This is a genomic window from Lentzea flava, assembly GCF_014648475.1.
In the GTDB taxonomy this organism is placed as follows: Bacteria; Actinomycetota; Actinomycetes; order Mycobacteriales; family Pseudonocardiaceae; genus Lentzea; species Lentzea flava.
Genome location: NZ_BMRE01000002.1, coordinates 263,827 through 277,641, shown reverse-complemented (window position 1 = coordinate 277,641; position 13,815 = coordinate 263,827). Strand labels below are relative to the sequence as shown.

Here is a 13,815-nt window from a genome sequence, read left to right as displayed (position 1 = left end):
GTCCACAGTTGTCCCCGGGTGCGTCCCCGGGTGCGGGGCAGTTGTACCCGGGTGTTCAACAGGCATCTGTGGCCAGATCGTGGCCCGCGTCTCAAAGTTTTCTGGTTGTCCCCACCCCTTCGAGTGCGGTGGGCGAACAGCAAGCCCGTCCACGCGTCCGGGCACCCTCCGCTCCACCCAGGTTCGAGCGCGCGCGTACGTGCCGTGCGCGCCGGTTCCCGGGTGCGGCGCGTTGCGGGCGAACGAAAAAGGGGCCCTCCGTGTCGGAGGACCCCTTCGTTGCTACCCGGGTCGGATCAGGGAGCGTGGCGAGCGCGCTGCTTGATCCGCGACGTCAGTTCCTGGACCTGGTCGTAGATCCGGCGGCGCTCCGCCATCTCCTTGCGGATCTTCTTGTCCGCGTGCATCACCGTCGTGTGGTCGCGGCCGCCGAACGTCTGCCCGATCTTCGGCAGCGACAGGTCGGTCAGCTCGCGGCACAGGTACATGGAGATCTGTCGCGCCTGCGCGAGCGCCTTCGTCTTGCCGGGGCCGCACAGGTCGTCGATCGTCACGCCGAAGAACTCGGCGGTGACCGCCATGATCGTCGGCGCGGTGATCTCCGGCGCGTGCGAGTCCGGGATCAGGTCGCGCAGGACGATCTCGGCGAGCTGGACGTCGACCGGCTGCCGGTTGAGCGACGCGAACGCCGTGACGCGGATGAGCGCGCCCTCCAGCTCGCGGATGTTGCGCTCGATGCGGGCGGCGATGAACTCCAGCACCTCGGCCGGGGCCGCGAGCCGGTCCTGCGCCGCCTTCTTGCGGAGGATCGCGATCCGGGTCTCGAGCTCCGGCGGCTGGATGTCCGTGATCAGACCCCACTCGAACCGCGTGCGCAGGCGGTCTTCCAGCGTCTCCAGCCGCTTGGGCGGCCGGTCGCTCGACACCACGATCTGCTTGTTCGTGTTGTGGAGCGTGTTGAACGTGTGGAAGAACTCCTCCTGCGTACCTTCCTTGCCCTCCAGGAACTGGATGTCGTCGACGAGCAGCACGTCGATGTCCCGGTAGCGGCGCTGGAAGGCGACCTTGCGGTCGTCGCGCAGCGAGTTGATGAAGTCGTTGGTGAACTCCTCGGTCGACACGTACCGCACGCGCATGCCGGGGAACAGGCGCTGGGCGTAGTGCCCGACGGCGTGCAGCAGGTGCGTCTTGCCGAGGCCGCTCTCACCCCAGATGAAGAGCGGGTTGTACGCGCGGGCCGGCGCTTCGGCCACCGCGACGGCGGCGGCGTGCGCGAAGCGGTTCGAGGCGCCGATGACGAACGTGTCGAAGTTGTACTTCTCGTTCAGCCTCGTCTGCGACGGCGACGGGTTGGCCGGCCTGGTGAACGGGGTGCCGCCGTTGGCCGGCGCGCCCCCGGCGGTGTTCGCCGTGTTGAAGGTCGGCCAGATCTCGGTGACGGCGGCGAGCGCGTCGCCTGCCTCGTCGACCTCGTCGGAGTCGGAACCCTCCGCGGTCGGGTCAGTGGTGACGGCGTCGTCGGTGAGAACCGGAACGTCGCCGTTCGGGATGCCCGGCACCGGCTGGACCGACTGGACCGACTGGACCGGGATGGGAGTGGTCGGCGGGGTCACCGGTTCCGGCGAGTCGACCTTCACCGCGAGCGAGACCGTGCGGCCGAGCCTGCGGGACAGCGCGTCGGTGATCGGGTCGCGCAGTGCGCGTTCGATCGCCTCTTTCGCGAAGTCGCTGGGAGCCGCGAGCAGGGCCGTTCCATCCAGCAACCCGATCGGACGGGTGACCCTCATCCACGCGCGTTGCTGAGGGGACAGGTGGCTCGTGGCGAGCTCCTGCACCACCTCGGCCCACACGAGACCAAGATCGACCTGCTGGTTCGACACCTCCGCGCTCCCCTCCCCTCCACCGGAGCCCATGACTCCACACGTGGACACGGAGAATAGAGGCATCCACAGAGTTATCCACAACTGTGCACTAAACGGTGCGTTGTGTTGCCGGTACGGTGGCGGCTCCCTCGCCAGCTCCGGCATGCGCGAGGGAAGAACGGTAACAAGGCCCGCCACGCCTCACAAGACGTGGCATCGGCCACCCCGATTTGGTCGCCGCACCCGGGCATGCGTACCCTCGTACGAGTCTCCCGCTTGCGACGGGCGCCTTTCGCGCGCCTACGTCCACTGCCGTCGGGGACAACCACATGGCTTTGTCAGCAGTGAAGCACCGGGAGAACCGACCGTGAGCAAGGGTAAGCGCACCTTCCAGCCCAACAACCGCCGCCGCGCGAAGACGCACGGCTTCCGGCTGCGCATGCGCACCCGCGCCGGCCGCGCCATTCTGGCCGCGCGCCGCAGCAAGGGCCGTGCCCGCCTGTCCGCCTGATCGCGGCTGGTAAGCGCAGCGTCGTCGTGCTTCCACCGGCCGCCCGGCTCACCCGCAGCCAGGACTTCGGCCTGGTGGTCCGCCGAGGCCGCCGCGCCGGACGACCCCGGTTGGTCGTCCACGCCTTGACGCCTGACGTGCCCACCTTGGATTCGTCCAAGGTGGGCTTCGTCGTGAGCAAGGCCGTTGGCAACTCGGTGGTCCGCCACCGCGTCTCCCGGCGTCTGCGCCACGTGGTGCGGGCTCAGCTCGAGTCGATGCCGCCGGGAACTCTTGTCGTCGTGCGAGCGTTGGCTCCGGCAGCCGAGGCGTCGAGCTCGGAACTCGCCGCCGACTTCTCCTCCGCTCTGCGCAAGGTGCTGCGATGACCACGTTGCCCGCGAAGGTCGCGCTGCTGCCGGTGCACTTCTACCGGCGCTTCATCTCCCCGCTGCTGCCGCCCACGTGCCGCTTCTACCCCAGCTGCAGTGCGTACGCGGTGGAAGCGCTGACCGTCCACGGTGCGTTGCGAGGAACCTGGCTGACGATCCGCCGGTTGCTGCGCTGCGGACCCTGGCACCCTGGAGGCCTGGACCCCGTTCCGCCGAGGCGGCAGGTCCCCGACGTATCCACCGAGGAGTAGCTCCCGTGCTCAACTTCATCTACTACCCGGTGTCCTTCATCTTGTGGTGTTGGCACTGGGTGTTCGGCAAGGTCTTCGGTGAGTCGAGCGGCTTCGCCTGGGCGCTGGCCGTCATCTTCCTGGTCTTCACCCTCCGCGCCATCCTCTTCAAGCCGTTCGTCGGCCAGGTGCGCTCCATGCGGCGAATGCAGGAGTTCGCCCCGGAGATGCAGAAGATCAAGAAGAAGTACCCGAACGACCGCCAGCGCCAGGCGCAGGAGATGCAGAAGCTGCAGTCCGAGCACGGCGTGAACCCGCTCGGCGGCTGCCTGCCGATGCTGGTGCAGATCCCGGTGTTCATCGGTCTGTTCCACGTGCTGCGCTCGTTCAAGCCCGGTTGGGGCGAGGTCTACTTCTTCGACAAGCAGGGCGTCGACTCGTTCGTCAACGCCAAGCTCTTCGGCACCAACCTCTCGACGTTCATCACGATGCCGTCCGAGCAGCTCGCGCAGTTCGGCACCGAGCGCCTGAACGTCATCCTGGTGTCCGTGCCGCTGATGATCGTGGCGTCGATCGCGACCCACTTCACGGCCCGCCACTCGGTCGCCCGGCAGAACCAGGCCGCGCTGGACAACCCGCAGACGGCCATCATGAACAAGCTGACGCTCTACATCTTCCCGCTGGGCGTCCTCGTCGGTGGCTTCTTCTTCCCCGTCGCGATCCTGCTGTACTGGCTCTCCAACAACGCGTGGACGCTCGGCCAGCAGCACATCGTCTACAAGCGCATCGACGCCGAGGAAGAAGAGAAGAAGGCCACGGCCGCCACCACCCGCCAGGCTCTCGCCCCGAAGCCGGGCGTGAAGCCGGTCAACCCGAAGAAGCCGGCGCCGGGTGCCAAGCCGGCCAACGGAGCCAAGCGCATGCCGACGGCGGGCCCTGGGGGCTCCTCGTCGTCGAGCTCCGCCGACGGCAGCTCCAACACCGAGATTCCCGGCCTGATCCAAGGCCGATCCACCAGCAAGAAGCCGGGCAGCAAGAAGCGCCGCTGATTTCGGGCGTTGGCCCCGGAGAGGAGACATCGTGTCGGAGACCTTGCAGGCGACCGACGTGGAGGCGTCGTCGTCGGACGAGGCCGAGCCGCAGTCGCAGAGCAAGACCGAGGACCTGCTCGTCCAGGAAGGCGACATCGCGGGTGACTACCTCGAGCGTCTGCTGGACCTGCTCGACTACGACGGCGACATCGACCTGGACGTGGAGGGCGGCCGCGCGGTCGTCAGCATCGACGGCGGCGAGGACCTGTCGAAGCTCGTCGGCCCCCGCGGCAACGTTCTCGAATCGCTCCAGGAGCTCACCCGCCTCGCCGTGCAGCAGGAGACGGGCGTCCGTTCCCGTCTGATGCTCGACATCGCGCAGTGGCGTGCGGGCCGTCGTGCGGAGCTGGCCGAGCTCGGTCGCTCCACCGCCGAGAAGGTGCTGGCGTCCGGTGAGCGTGCTCGCCTGCACCCGATGACGCCGTTCGAGCGCAAGGTCGTGCACGACGCCGTCGCCGCCATCGCGGGCGTGCACAGCGAGAGCGAGGGTGAGGAGCCGCAGCGGCGGGTCATCATCTTCCCCAAGCCCTGACGGCTGCTGCTTCACCACACGGCCCCTGGTTCCCGTCGGAACCAGGGGCCGTTTGCTGTCACTGTTCCACGTGAAACCGAGCGGCCCACCAGTCGGCCAGCCACTCCTCCTGCTCCCCCGTGTCCGGCACCGGGAAGCCGCGAGCCTCCGAGATGAGCCGCCACGCCTCGTCCGGCTCGACGCCGTCCATCGCCAGCAACAGGCCGGCCAACAACGACGACCGCCCGATGCCGGCCCAGCAGTGGAACACCACGTGCCCTCCCGCGCGGTAGAGCGCGTAGATCGACGCGACCGGCTCGACGATCTCCGAGCCGAGCGGTGCCGTCCGATCCTCGATCGGTACGCAGACGAACTGCAGTCCCGCTGCGGTCACCACCGCAGCCTGTTCCTCCAACTCGCACTCGACGCGTTCGTCATCGGTCTGAGCGGAGACCAACACGTCAACTCCGAGCCGGCGCAGTCCCCGGACGTAGGGCTCCAGCTGAGCGCCGCCCGGCGGATGAGCCATCGTTGAGACGGTCCCCGGACCCTCGTACGCGACCGTGTAGATGGTTGGACGCAACTTTCCCCCAAGTTTCACGTGAAACGGCGCTCAGGATTTGGCGGAGCGCACGGTCGATCCGTCATGATGGTGCCCTGGCATTCGCCAGCTTTTCCACCGGCCGCCGGAACGCCGCCGCCGCGTGGTTTCACGTGAAACGCTCACGGACGGAGAACATGGCCGGGGAGTTGCCCGACAACGCGAAGCTCGTCTTCGGTGAGCACGTTGACCGTGCCGCCGAGTTCGTCAGGCTCCTGGAGGAGCACGGCGTCGAGCGTGGACTCATCGGTCCTCGCGAAGTCGACAAGATTTGGGATCGGCACGTGCTCAACTCGGCGGTGATCGAGGAGCTGTTCCAACGGAACGAACGCGTCGTCGACGTTGGCTCGGGAGCTGGGCTGCCGGGTGTGCCGCTGGCGATCGCGCGGCCGGACCTGAGGATCACCCTCCTGGAGCCGATGGCGCGCCGCATCGCGTGGCTCGAGGAAGTTGTCGAGCGCCTGGAACTCGACAACGTGACGGTCCTCCGCGGGCGGGCCGAGGAAGGGCCGATCCGCGCTCAGCTGAAGAACTGTGACGTGGTGACTGCCCGAGCCGTGGCTCCGTTGGAGAAGCTCGCGAAGTGGTGCCTACCGCTCCTCAAGGGTGGCGGGCGGATGATCGCGCTCAAGGGCGAGCGCGCGCAGGAGGAACTGGATCGCGACGGGACCGCCGTGGAACGCGCTGGGGGCGTCAACGGCAAGGTCGTCGTCGTGGGAGCGGACGTACTTGAGGTGCCAACGACGGTGTTGATCGTCGAGCGCCAGACGAGGAGGGATCGGTGAGCGTGTACCCGGAGTTCCAGGCAGCCGATGTTCCACGTGAAACCGAGCCCAAACCCAAAGCCAAGCCGACCAACAACGGAGATGACAGCGCCGTGGTGTGGACCCCGATTGCAGAAGAGGCGGCTCGTGCGGCAAGCGTGCTGCACCCCGACGAGTCACTGCTCCCCCGACCCTCGCACCGGCGGGTGCTGACGGTCGCGAACCAGAAGGGCGGCGTCGGCAAGACGACGAGCACGGTGAACCTCGCCGCCGCTCTCGCGATCCACGGGCTCAAGGTGCTCGTGATCGACCTCGACCCGCAGGGCAACGCCAGCACCGCGCTCGCCGTCGAGCACCGCTCTGGCACGCCATCCGTCTACGAGGTGCTCATCGGCGAGATCTCCATCGCCGAGGCCGCTCAGGTCAGCCCGACGTCTCCGAACCTCTACTGCGTGCCCGCGACGATCGACCTCGCCGGCGCCGAGATCGAGCTCGTCTCGATGGTGGCCCGCGAGTCGCGACTCAAGGAGGCGCTCTCCCCCGAGGCGCTCGACCAGCTTCAGCCCGACTACGTCTTCATCGACTGCCCGCCGAGCCTCGGCCTGCTGACCGTCAACGCGATGGTCGCGGCTCAGGAGGTGCTGATCCCGATCCAGTGCGAGTACTACGCGCTGGAGGGTCTGAGCCAGCTGCTGCGCAACATCGAGCTCGTGCAGCAGCACCTGAACCCGGACCTCGGCATCTCCACGATCCTCCTCACGATGTACGACGGCCGCACCAAGCTCGCCGACCAGGTGACCAGCGAGGTGCGCAGTCACTTCGGCGACACGGTCCTGAAGACCGTCATCCCGCGCAGCGTGAAGGTCTCCGAGGCGCCAGGATTCGGTCAGACGGTGTTGACGTACGACCCGGGCTCGCGCGGGTCGATGAGCTACCTCGACGCCGCCAAGGAGATCGCCGTGCGCGGAGCCAAGGAGGAGGGCGCATGACGGAGCAGCGCAAGGGCGGACTCGGGCGCGGCCTGGCCGCATTGATTCCCCAGGGTCCTCCGCCCGGTGCGCCGAGCACCATCCGGCCCGCCGCGGCCGGCAACGGGGCGGCCGCGGCCAAGCCTCAGCCGGTCGGCGAGGTCGCGGGAGCGGTGTACCGCGAGATCGCGGTCACCTCGATCAAGACGAACCCCAAGCAGCCGCGCCAGGTGTTCGACCAGGACGCGATCGACGAGCTGTCGTTCTCCATCAAGGAGTTCGGGCTCATGCAGCCGATCGTCGTGCGCGAGCTGGGAGGCGACTCCTACGAGCTCGTCATGGGCGAGCGGCGCTGGCGGGCCACGCAGCAGGCCGGGCTCAAGACCATCCCGGCGATCGTGCGGCAGACCGCCGACGACGTGATGCTGCGCGACGCGTTGCTGGAGAACATCCACCGCGTCCAGCTCAACCCGCTCGAAGAGGCGGCGGCCTACCAGCAGCTGCTCGAGGAGTTCGGCGTCACGCACGAGCAGCTGGCGGACCGCATCGGTCGCAGCCGTCCGGTTGTCACGAACACGATCCGGCTGCTGAAGCTCCCCCTCCCCGTGCAGAGGCGAGTCGCCGCAGGCGTGCTCAGCGCCGGCCATGCCCGCGCGTTGCTCGGTCTCGACGACGCCGGCATGCAGGAGGACTTGGCGGCCAAGATCGTGGCGGAGGGCCTGTCCGTCCGCGCGACCGAGGAAGCGGTGACGCTCGCCAAGAACGAGAAGCCCAAGAAGGAGAAGGCCGCCCCGCGCAAGCAGATGCACGCGCCGGGTCTGCAGGAGCTCGCCGAGCGCCTCTCGGACAACTTCGACACCCGCGTGAAGGTCGAACTCGGGCAGCGAAAAGGCCGGATCGTCGTTGAATTCGGGTCAGTTGACGATCTTGAACGGATCATCGGACTGATGAGCCCAGAAGCGACAATTCGGACATCGGAGTAAGCCCATAGGATCACCCACGGGCCTTATGTCACGGTGACGATGACGCCCCGCAGCTGAAAAGCTACGGGGCGTCACCTGTGAGCGGAGATCAACGAGCGACAGCGCGCTCGATCAAACCGGCGTAAATCTCGCCCAACGACTGCCCCGCCGCCTCGACGGCCATCGGCAGAAGCGACGTCTCGGTCAGACCCGGCGATACGTTCACTTCGAGGAAGTAGACCGTGCCGTCCTCGGCCACCACCGCGTCGGTCCGCGAGACGTCCCGCAGCCCGAGCAGCCGGTGCGCAGCCACCGCGAGTTCCCCGACCGCCTTGGCCGACGCCGCGTCCAGCCGGGCCGGCGCGTGGAAGTCGGTCAGGCCCGCGGTGTACCGGGCGGTGTAGTCGTACACGCCGCTCTCCGGGACGATCTCGACCGCGGGCAGCGCCGTCGGGCCGTCCGGGCCGTCGACGACCGTCACGGCCACCTCCACCCCGGCGATGAACTGCTCGGCCAGGACGGTGTCTCCGTACGCGAGGCACCCCACCATCGCGGCCGGGAGCTCCGCGGCCTCGCGCACCACCTGGGCGCCGAGAGCCGAGCCACCCTGGTCCGGCTTCAGCATCAGCGGCAGTCCCAGCGTCGAGACCATCGCGTCGAGCACCGGCTGGGCACCCAGCTCGCGGAACGTCGCGTGCGGCAGGACGACCCACTCCGGCGTTGCCAGCCCGGCACGGGCCAGTTCGGCCTTCGCGGTCGGCTTGTCCCACGCCCGGCGGCACGCCCGCGAGTCGGTGCCCACGTACGGGACGCCGAGCATCTCGAGGATCGCCTGCACCGAGCCGTTCTCGCCCTCGCCGCCGTGCAGAGCGACGACGACGGCGTCCGGGCGGTGGTCACGCAGGCGCGTCAGCAACGAGGCGTCGGCGTCCCACTCCTCCACGGTCACGCCCACCGACCGCAGGGCGGCCGACAACCGGCGACCCGAGCGGATCGAGACCTCGCGTTCGTGGGAGAGCCCACCGGACAGCACAGCGACCATGCGGTCAGCCACAGCAAAACTCCAAGGATCAGGCGGTGTCGGGCGACGGGGTCTGCGGACCGGACAGCTGGCGGCCCGGCGTCGCCCCGAAGGTCGCGTGCAGCTGCATCTCTTCCTCGATGACGTTCGCCAGGCGGCGGACGCCTTCCCGGATGCGTTCCGGCGTCGGGTAGCAGTACGAGATCCGCAGCTGGCGTGAGCCGAAGCCGTCCGCGTAGAACCCAGTGCCCGACGCGTACGCCACGCGGGCCGTCACGGCGCGGGGCAGCATCGCCTTCGTGTCGATGCCCTCGGGCACCGTCACCCAGACGTAGAAGCCGCCGTCGGGAATGTTCCACGTGGAACCTTGCGGCATGTGCTGCTCGAGAGCGGAGATCGCCGCGTCCCGGCGCTCCCGGTACGCCTCGCGGTAGGTCTTGATCTGGCCCTTCCAGTCCTGGGTGGCCAGGTAGCGCGACACGATCATCTGGTTCAGCGTCGGCGGGCACAGCGTGGCCGACTCGGCCGCCAGCACCAGCTTCTCGCGGACCGCGTGCGGCGCCAGCACCCAGCCGACCCGCAGGCCTGCGGCGAACGTCTTTGAGAACGACCCGAGGTACACGACGTTGTCCGGGTCCATCGACCGCAGCGCCGGGTACGTCTGACCGTCGAACCCGAGCAGGCCGTACGGGTTGTCCTCCACGACCAGCACGCCGTAGGAGCGGCAGATCTCCAGGATCTCGGCCCGCCGCGACACCGCCAGCGTCACGCCGGCCGGGTTGTGGAAGTTCGGGATCGTGTAGAGGAACTTGACCCTCTGACCAGCGCGTTTGCAGGATTCGAGGGCCTCTCGCAGCAGCGACGGCACGAGCCCGTCCGCGTCCATCGCCACGTGGACGACCTGCGCCTGGTACGCCGTGAACGACCCGAGAGCGCCCACGTAGGAGGGACCCTCGGCGATCACCACGTCACCGGGGTCGCAGAAGATCCGGGTGACCATGTCGAGGCCCATCTGCGAGCCGACGGTCACCACCACGTCGTCCGGGTGGCCGTTGATGCCTTCCAGCGCCATCACGTCGCAGATCTGCTCGCGCAGCAGCGGAACACCGTGCGCCGAGCCGTACTGCAGCGCCACCAGGCCTTCCGAAGCCACGAGCTCACCGATCTCGGCCGACAGCGACTCGAGCGGCAGCGCGGCCAGGTGCGGCATGCCGCCGGCCAGCGATACGACCTCAGGACGTGACGCGACTGCGAAAAGTGCCCGGATCTCCGATGCCGTCATCCCTGCCGTGCGCGCTGCGTAGCGGCGGAGGTGGGGGTCGAGGCTTCTGGCGCCCTGCTTGGCGGGCTGTCCGGGCATCGTCATGTGGGACTCCTGCAATGGGAAATGTCCCGAGCGAGTGTAACCGTCGTCCCGTTCAGGGCACGTACCTTCCGGGTTCCGTCACATTCGCCTACCCTCGTACGGGTCTACTGTGCGTGCTCAGAGGTGGAGGTCGGGGTGTCGCGACGCGTTGTGGGCGTCACGCTGGACAACCTGGAGCATCTCTCCAAGCACAGCAGGACGTGCGTTTTCTGGGAGCTGGCCCCTCACCTGCGTGAACAGGCGGAGGAATACGGTGACACCGAATTCGAGAAGGAAGCCTGGGTCTCCAGCGTCCTGCTCGAATGGGGTTCGTGCGGCCGTCTGATCTACTGCGACGGAATTCCCGCAGGTTCGGTCTTCTACGCACCTCCCGCCGCCGTTCCGCGCAGTGCGGCCTTCCCCACGTCCCCGGTGAGCCCGGACGCGGTCCTCATGACGTCGCTGGAGGTCCTTCCGGAATTCCGAGGGGGAGGACTCGGGCGAGTGCTCGTCCAGGCCGTGGCGAAGGACCTGACGCGTCGTGGCGTGAAGGCCATCGAGGCGTTCGGCGACATGCGCCCGGACGAGGAAGAGCGGAGTTGCGTCACACCCGCTGAGTTCCTCACGAGCGTCGGCTTCAAGACCGTGCGGCCGCACCCGCGCTGGCCCCGGTTGCGCCTGGAGCTGCGCAGCGCCATCACGTGGAAGGAAGACGTCGAGGCCGCCCTCGAACGCCTCCTCAACAGCGTCACGGTCTCGACCGCGGAGCCCAGCTTCCGCCCGGTCTGACCAGCAAGAAGGCCCCCGGCGAACCGGGGGCCTTCTTCGTTCTGCAGATCAGCTCTTCGACATCTCGTAGCGCAGAAGGTCGTTGAACGTGAACGTGCCCGTCGGCTGGTCGTCCTTGCCCAACAGGTAGAGACGCTTCACGGCGACGAGGATGCCCTCGGCCACGATGTCGCGGAAACCTGGCGTCGCCAGCCTGGCTCTGTCCTCGGCATTCGTCAGGTAGCCCACCTCGACGCGGACGGCCGTGCAGCGGGTGAGCCGCAGCAGGTCCCACGACTTCGGGTGCGAGCCGCAGTTCCGCATCGACGTGCGGGCGGTGACCTCGCGCTGGATGAACCCGGCGAGGGCCTCACCCACGGTCGACGAGGTGCCGTTGCCGGTGCCGTAGTGGAACGTCGCCACGCCCTGCGCGTGCGGCGAGGAGTTGCCGTCGCTGTGCAACGACAGGATCAGGTCGGCGCCCGCCTCGTTGGCGAACCGGGCCCGCTCGGCCTCGTCCGGGCAGTTGTTCGGCCCGCGCGTGAGCAGCGCCTCCATGCCGGTGGCGGCCATCTTGCCCTCGAGCCGCCTGGCCAGGTCCAGCATCAGGTCGGCCTCGGACACGCCGTCCACGACCACACCGCGATCCTGGCCGCCGTGGCCGGGGTCGATGACGATGCGCTTGCCCGACAGGCGCGAACCCGCGTTGCGGACCCGCTCCTGCTCGCGCAGCAGCACCGGGCGGCCACCGCGGACCTTCGGCTGGAGCTGACGCAACGCGCGCACGGTGTCCGGACCGCACATGCCGTCCACGATCAGGCCGTAGTCCCGCTGGAAGTTCTTCAGCGCCTGCTCGGTCTGCTGGCCGAACACGCCGTTCGCGCGGCCCGCGTCGTAACCCAGCTCCAGCAGGCGTTCCTGCAGCATCAACACGTCGTCGCCGGTGGTCGGCTGCGACATCAGGTACGCGAGCGGCCGGTCCCCCAACCGGAATGTCGCGTCGCGCAGCGCACGGTACGTCGCCGGGCCGACGATGCCGTCGATGATCAGCCCCCGCTGCTGCTGAAACGCGCGCACGGCGTGCTCGACCTGCTGGTCGAACACCGGCGGCGCCTGTGGGTCGGCCGGCGGAAGCATTCCGAGCCTGGTCAGGGTCGACCGGATCTCGGCAACATCACTTCCGACGTCCCCGCGGCGGAGCAGCTGCATGCACCCTCGCTCGACTAGGGCGCCGAACTTGGTCGGCGCGTCAGTTGGGAAGAAGTCCTTATTGTGCCCTGCTCCGAAGAGTGATCGATGCAGGGCTACTCACAGTCGTACCGAGATCACGTTCCCGGCACGAAACGAACGTGACCCGCCCGTCTTATCGATAGACGGGCGGGTCACGTTGCGCGTTGCAAGCGACTTGTTTAGCCGATGCAAGTTTTTCTCAGCCGATGACGTCCTGCAGGTCGTTGAGCAGCGCGGCCTTGGGCTTCGCGCCGACGATCTGCTTCACCGGACGGCCGCCCTGGAACAGGATCAGGGTCGGCACGGACATGATCTGGTAGTCGCGGGCGATCGACGGGTTGGCGTCGATGTCGACCTTGGCGATGGTGAGCTTCTCGCCGTGCTCGGCCGCGATCTCCTCCAGCACCGGCGCAACCATCTTGCACGGGCCGCACCAGGTCGCCCAGAAGTCGACCAGCACGGGCTTCTCGCTGGTCAGCACGTCGTCCGCGAACGACTTGTCGGTCACCGTGACGGTGGCGCCTGCCATGTTCTCTCCCAACTAGCAGTAGAAACTTCAGTGAGCCGAGCCGTAGCCGCCGCCGACCGCCTCAGCGGCGATCTCGGCCTGCTCCTCGCCGTGCTCGGCGAGCCACCGTTCCGCGTCGATCGCAGCGCTGCAACCGGAGCCGGCGGCGGTGATGGCCTGGCGGTACTCGTGGTCGACGAGGTCGCCGGCAGCGAACACGCCGTCCAAGTTCGTGTACGAGGTCTTGCCCTTGGTGAGGACGTACCCGTTCTCGTCGAGGTCGACCTGGCCCTTGACCAGCGCCGAGCGCGGGTCGTGGCCGATCGCCAGGAAGAAGCCGGTGACGGGCAGCTCCGACTCGGCGCCCGTGACCGTGTCCTTGACCTTGATCGACGACACCGTGCCGTCACCCAGCACGTCGGTGACCTGCGTGTTCAGCTGCCACTTGATCTTCTCGTTGGCGCGGGCGCGCTCGAGCATGACCTTGGAGGCGCGGAACTCCTCGCGGCGGTGGATGATCGTCACGGACTTGGCGAAGCGCGTGAGGAACGTCGCCTCCTCCATCGCCGTGTCACCACCACCGACGACCGCGATGTCGTGGTCGCGGAAGAAGAAGCCGTCGCACGTCGCACAGGCCGACACACCGCGGCCGAGCAGTTCCTGCTCGCCGGGGATGTTCAGGTAGCGGGCAGCGGCACCCATGGCGAGGATGACGGCCTTGGCCTGGTACTCGACGCCGTTGGCGACGACCTTCTTGATCTCGCCGGTCAGCTCGACGGACTCGACGTCCTCTGCCCGCAGCTCAGCACCGAAGCGCTGCGCCTGCTCGCGCATCTGCTCCATGAGCTCGGGGCCCATGATGCCGTCGCGGAAGCCGGGGTAGTTCTCCACCTCGGTCGTCGTCATCAGGGCACCGCCGTACTGCGAACCCTCGAAGACCAGGGGTTCGAGCTGCGCACGGGCGGCGTAGACCGCCGCGGTGTAGCCCGCAGGCCCCGATCCGATGATGATCACGTTGCGCACGCTCACGGCCCCAGCAACTCCTCGATCTCGTCGTCTGACTGGCTCAACG

Annotated in this window: 16 protein-coding genes; 9 read left to right on the top strand and 7 right to left on the bottom strand. The window is 68.1% G+C overall.

Translation table 11 applies throughout. The features are described from left to right. Positions 1-296: 296 nt before the first annotated feature. Positions 297-1,880 carry a chromosomal replication initiator protein DnaA gene (gene dnaA, locus IEZ09_RS05490; protein ID WP_189252452.1) on the bottom strand — a complete coding sequence of 528 codons (1,584 nt, stop codon included), beginning with the start codon at positions 1,878-1,880 and terminating at the stop codon, positions 297-299. Positions 1,881-2,229: 349 nt separating this feature from the next. Between dnaA and rpmH the strand changes: the two genes are divergently transcribed. Genes rpmH through IEZ09_RS05465 form a run of 5 tightly spaced genes read left to right on the top strand, consistent with a single transcriptional unit; the run spans position 2,230 to position 4,597 of the window. After that, positions 2,230-2,373, top strand: a complete 144-nt coding sequence (rpmH, locus tag IEZ09_RS05485) for a 50S ribosomal protein L34 (protein ID WP_090060594.1) — start codon at positions 2,230-2,232, stop codon at positions 2,371-2,373. Between the two features lie 26 nt (positions 2,374-2,399). Beyond that, positions 2,400-2,741 carry a ribonuclease P protein component gene (rnpA, locus tag IEZ09_RS05480; RefSeq protein WP_189252451.1) on the top strand — a complete coding sequence of 114 codons (342 nt, stop codon included), beginning with the start codon at positions 2,400-2,402 and terminating at the stop codon, positions 2,739-2,741. Continuing rightward, positions 2,738-2,995 carry a membrane protein insertion efficiency factor YidD gene (gene yidD, locus IEZ09_RS05475; RefSeq protein WP_030465621.1) on the top strand — a complete coding sequence of 86 codons (258 nt, stop codon included), beginning with the start codon at positions 2,738-2,740 and terminating at the stop codon, positions 2,993-2,995. Before rnpA ends, yidD begins: the two co-directional genes overlap by 4 nt. A 5-nt stretch (positions 2,996-3,000) precedes the next feature. Continuing rightward, positions 3,001-4,023 (top strand): membrane protein insertase YidC, encoded by a 1,023-nt coding sequence (gene yidC, locus IEZ09_RS05470; protein ID WP_189252450.1) that lies wholly within the window; start codon positions 3,001-3,003, stop codon positions 4,021-4,023. Positions 4,024-4,081: 58 nt separating this feature from the next. After that, positions 4,082-4,597, top strand: coding sequence for a Jag family protein (locus IEZ09_RS05465; RefSeq protein ID WP_370467649.1), 516 nt, complete (start codon positions 4,082-4,084; stop codon positions 4,595-4,597). A 58-nt stretch (positions 4,598-4,655) separates the two neighbouring features. On the opposite strand, the gene IEZ09_RS05460 is transcribed toward IEZ09_RS05465, so the two are convergent. Next, on the bottom strand, positions 4,656-5,105 hold the full coding sequence (locus IEZ09_RS05460; protein ID WP_189252449.1) for a protein-tyrosine phosphatase family protein: 450 nt from the start codon (positions 5,103-5,105) through the stop codon (positions 4,656-4,658). Between the two features lie 209 nt (positions 5,106-5,314). Between IEZ09_RS05460 and rsmG the strand changes: the two genes are divergently transcribed. The 3 genes from rsmG (at position 5,315) to IEZ09_RS05445 (ending at position 7,892) form a co-directional block, all read left to right on the top strand. Next, the gene (rsmG, locus tag IEZ09_RS05455) at positions 5,315-5,962 is read left to right on the top strand and encodes a 16S rRNA (guanine(527)-N(7))-methyltransferase RsmG (protein ID WP_189252673.1); all 648 of its coding nucleotides are present in this window, start codon (positions 5,315-5,317) and stop codon (positions 5,960-5,962) included. 92 nt (positions 5,963-6,054) lie between these two features. Beyond that, the gene (locus IEZ09_RS05450) at positions 6,055-6,930 is read left to right on the top strand and encodes a ParA family protein (RefSeq protein WP_229812295.1); all 876 of its coding nucleotides are present in this window, start codon (positions 6,055-6,057) and stop codon (positions 6,928-6,930) included. Next, positions 6,927-7,892 (top strand): ParB/RepB/Spo0J family partition protein, encoded by a 966-nt coding sequence (locus IEZ09_RS05445; protein WP_189252448.1) that lies wholly within the window; start codon positions 6,927-6,929, stop codon positions 7,890-7,892. Before IEZ09_RS05450 ends, IEZ09_RS05445 begins: the two co-directional genes overlap by 4 nt. An 88-nt stretch (positions 7,893-7,980) precedes the next feature. Here IEZ09_RS05445 and IEZ09_RS05440 read toward each other — a convergent pair whose 3' ends face one another. Continuing rightward, positions 7,981-8,925 (bottom strand): D-alanine--D-alanine ligase family protein, encoded by a 945-nt coding sequence (locus IEZ09_RS05440; protein ID WP_189252447.1) that lies wholly within the window; start codon positions 8,923-8,925, stop codon positions 7,981-7,983. A gap of 16 nt (positions 8,926-8,941) precedes the next feature. Further along, positions 8,942-10,258, bottom strand: a complete 1,317-nt coding sequence (locus IEZ09_RS05435; RefSeq protein ID WP_189252446.1) for an aminotransferase-like domain-containing protein — start codon at positions 10,256-10,258, stop codon at positions 8,942-8,944. Positions 10,259-10,393: 135 nt separating this feature from the next. Here IEZ09_RS05435 and IEZ09_RS05430 point away from each other — a divergent pair, with 135 nt between their 5' ends. Next, positions 10,394-11,026 (top strand): GNAT family N-acetyltransferase, encoded by a 633-nt coding sequence (locus tag IEZ09_RS05430; protein WP_189252445.1) that lies wholly within the window; start codon positions 10,394-10,396, stop codon positions 11,024-11,026. A gap of 48 nt (positions 11,027-11,074) precedes the next feature. On the opposite strand, the gene IEZ09_RS05425 is transcribed toward IEZ09_RS05430, so the two are convergent. From IEZ09_RS05425 to trxB, 3 genes are all read right to left on the bottom strand, one after another. After that, entirely contained in the window at positions 11,075-12,214 is a 1,140-nt protein-coding gene (locus tag IEZ09_RS05425) for an N-acetylmuramoyl-L-alanine amidase (RefSeq protein ID WP_189252444.1), read from the bottom strand. A 220-nt stretch (positions 12,215-12,434) separates the two neighbouring features. Further along, positions 12,435-12,764, bottom strand: a complete 330-nt coding sequence (trxA, locus tag IEZ09_RS05420; protein ID WP_030465632.1) for a thioredoxin — start codon at positions 12,762-12,764, stop codon at positions 12,435-12,437. A gap of 27 nt (positions 12,765-12,791) precedes the next feature. Next, complete coding sequence (trxB, locus tag IEZ09_RS05415) at positions 12,792-13,772, bottom strand: thioredoxin-disulfide reductase (RefSeq protein WP_189252443.1); 981 nt, start codon at positions 13,770-13,772, stop codon at positions 12,792-12,794. Positions 13,773-13,815: the final 43 nt, after the last annotated feature.

Excerpts from the sequence above, each read along its gene's own strand:
- yidD (WP_030465621.1), top strand. The coding sequence starts at position 2,738 with ATGACCACGTTGCCCGCGAAGGTCGCGCTGCTGCCGGTGCACTTCTAC.
- IEZ09_RS05460 (WP_189252449.1), bottom strand. The coding sequence starts at position 5,105 with ATGGCTCATCCGCCGGGCGGCGCTCAGCTGGAGCCCTACGTCCGGGGA.
- rsmG (WP_189252673.1), top strand. The coding sequence starts at position 5,315 with ATGGCCGGGGAGTTGCCCGACAACGCGAAGCTCGTCTTCGGTGAGCAC.
- IEZ09_RS05445 (WP_189252448.1), top strand. The coding sequence starts at position 6,927 with ATGACGGAGCAGCGCAAGGGCGGACTCGGGCGCGGCCTGGCCGCATTG.
- IEZ09_RS05435 (WP_189252446.1), bottom strand. The coding sequence starts at position 10,258 with ATGACGATGCCCGGACAGCCCGCCAAGCAGGGCGCCAGAAGCCTCGAC.
- IEZ09_RS05425 (WP_189252444.1), bottom strand. The coding sequence starts at position 12,214 with ATGCAGCTGCTCCGCCGCGGGGACGTCGGAAGTGATGTTGCCGAGATC.
- trxA (WP_030465632.1), bottom strand. The coding sequence starts at position 12,764 with ATGGCAGGCGCCACCGTCACGGTGACCGACAAGTCGTTCGCGGACGAC.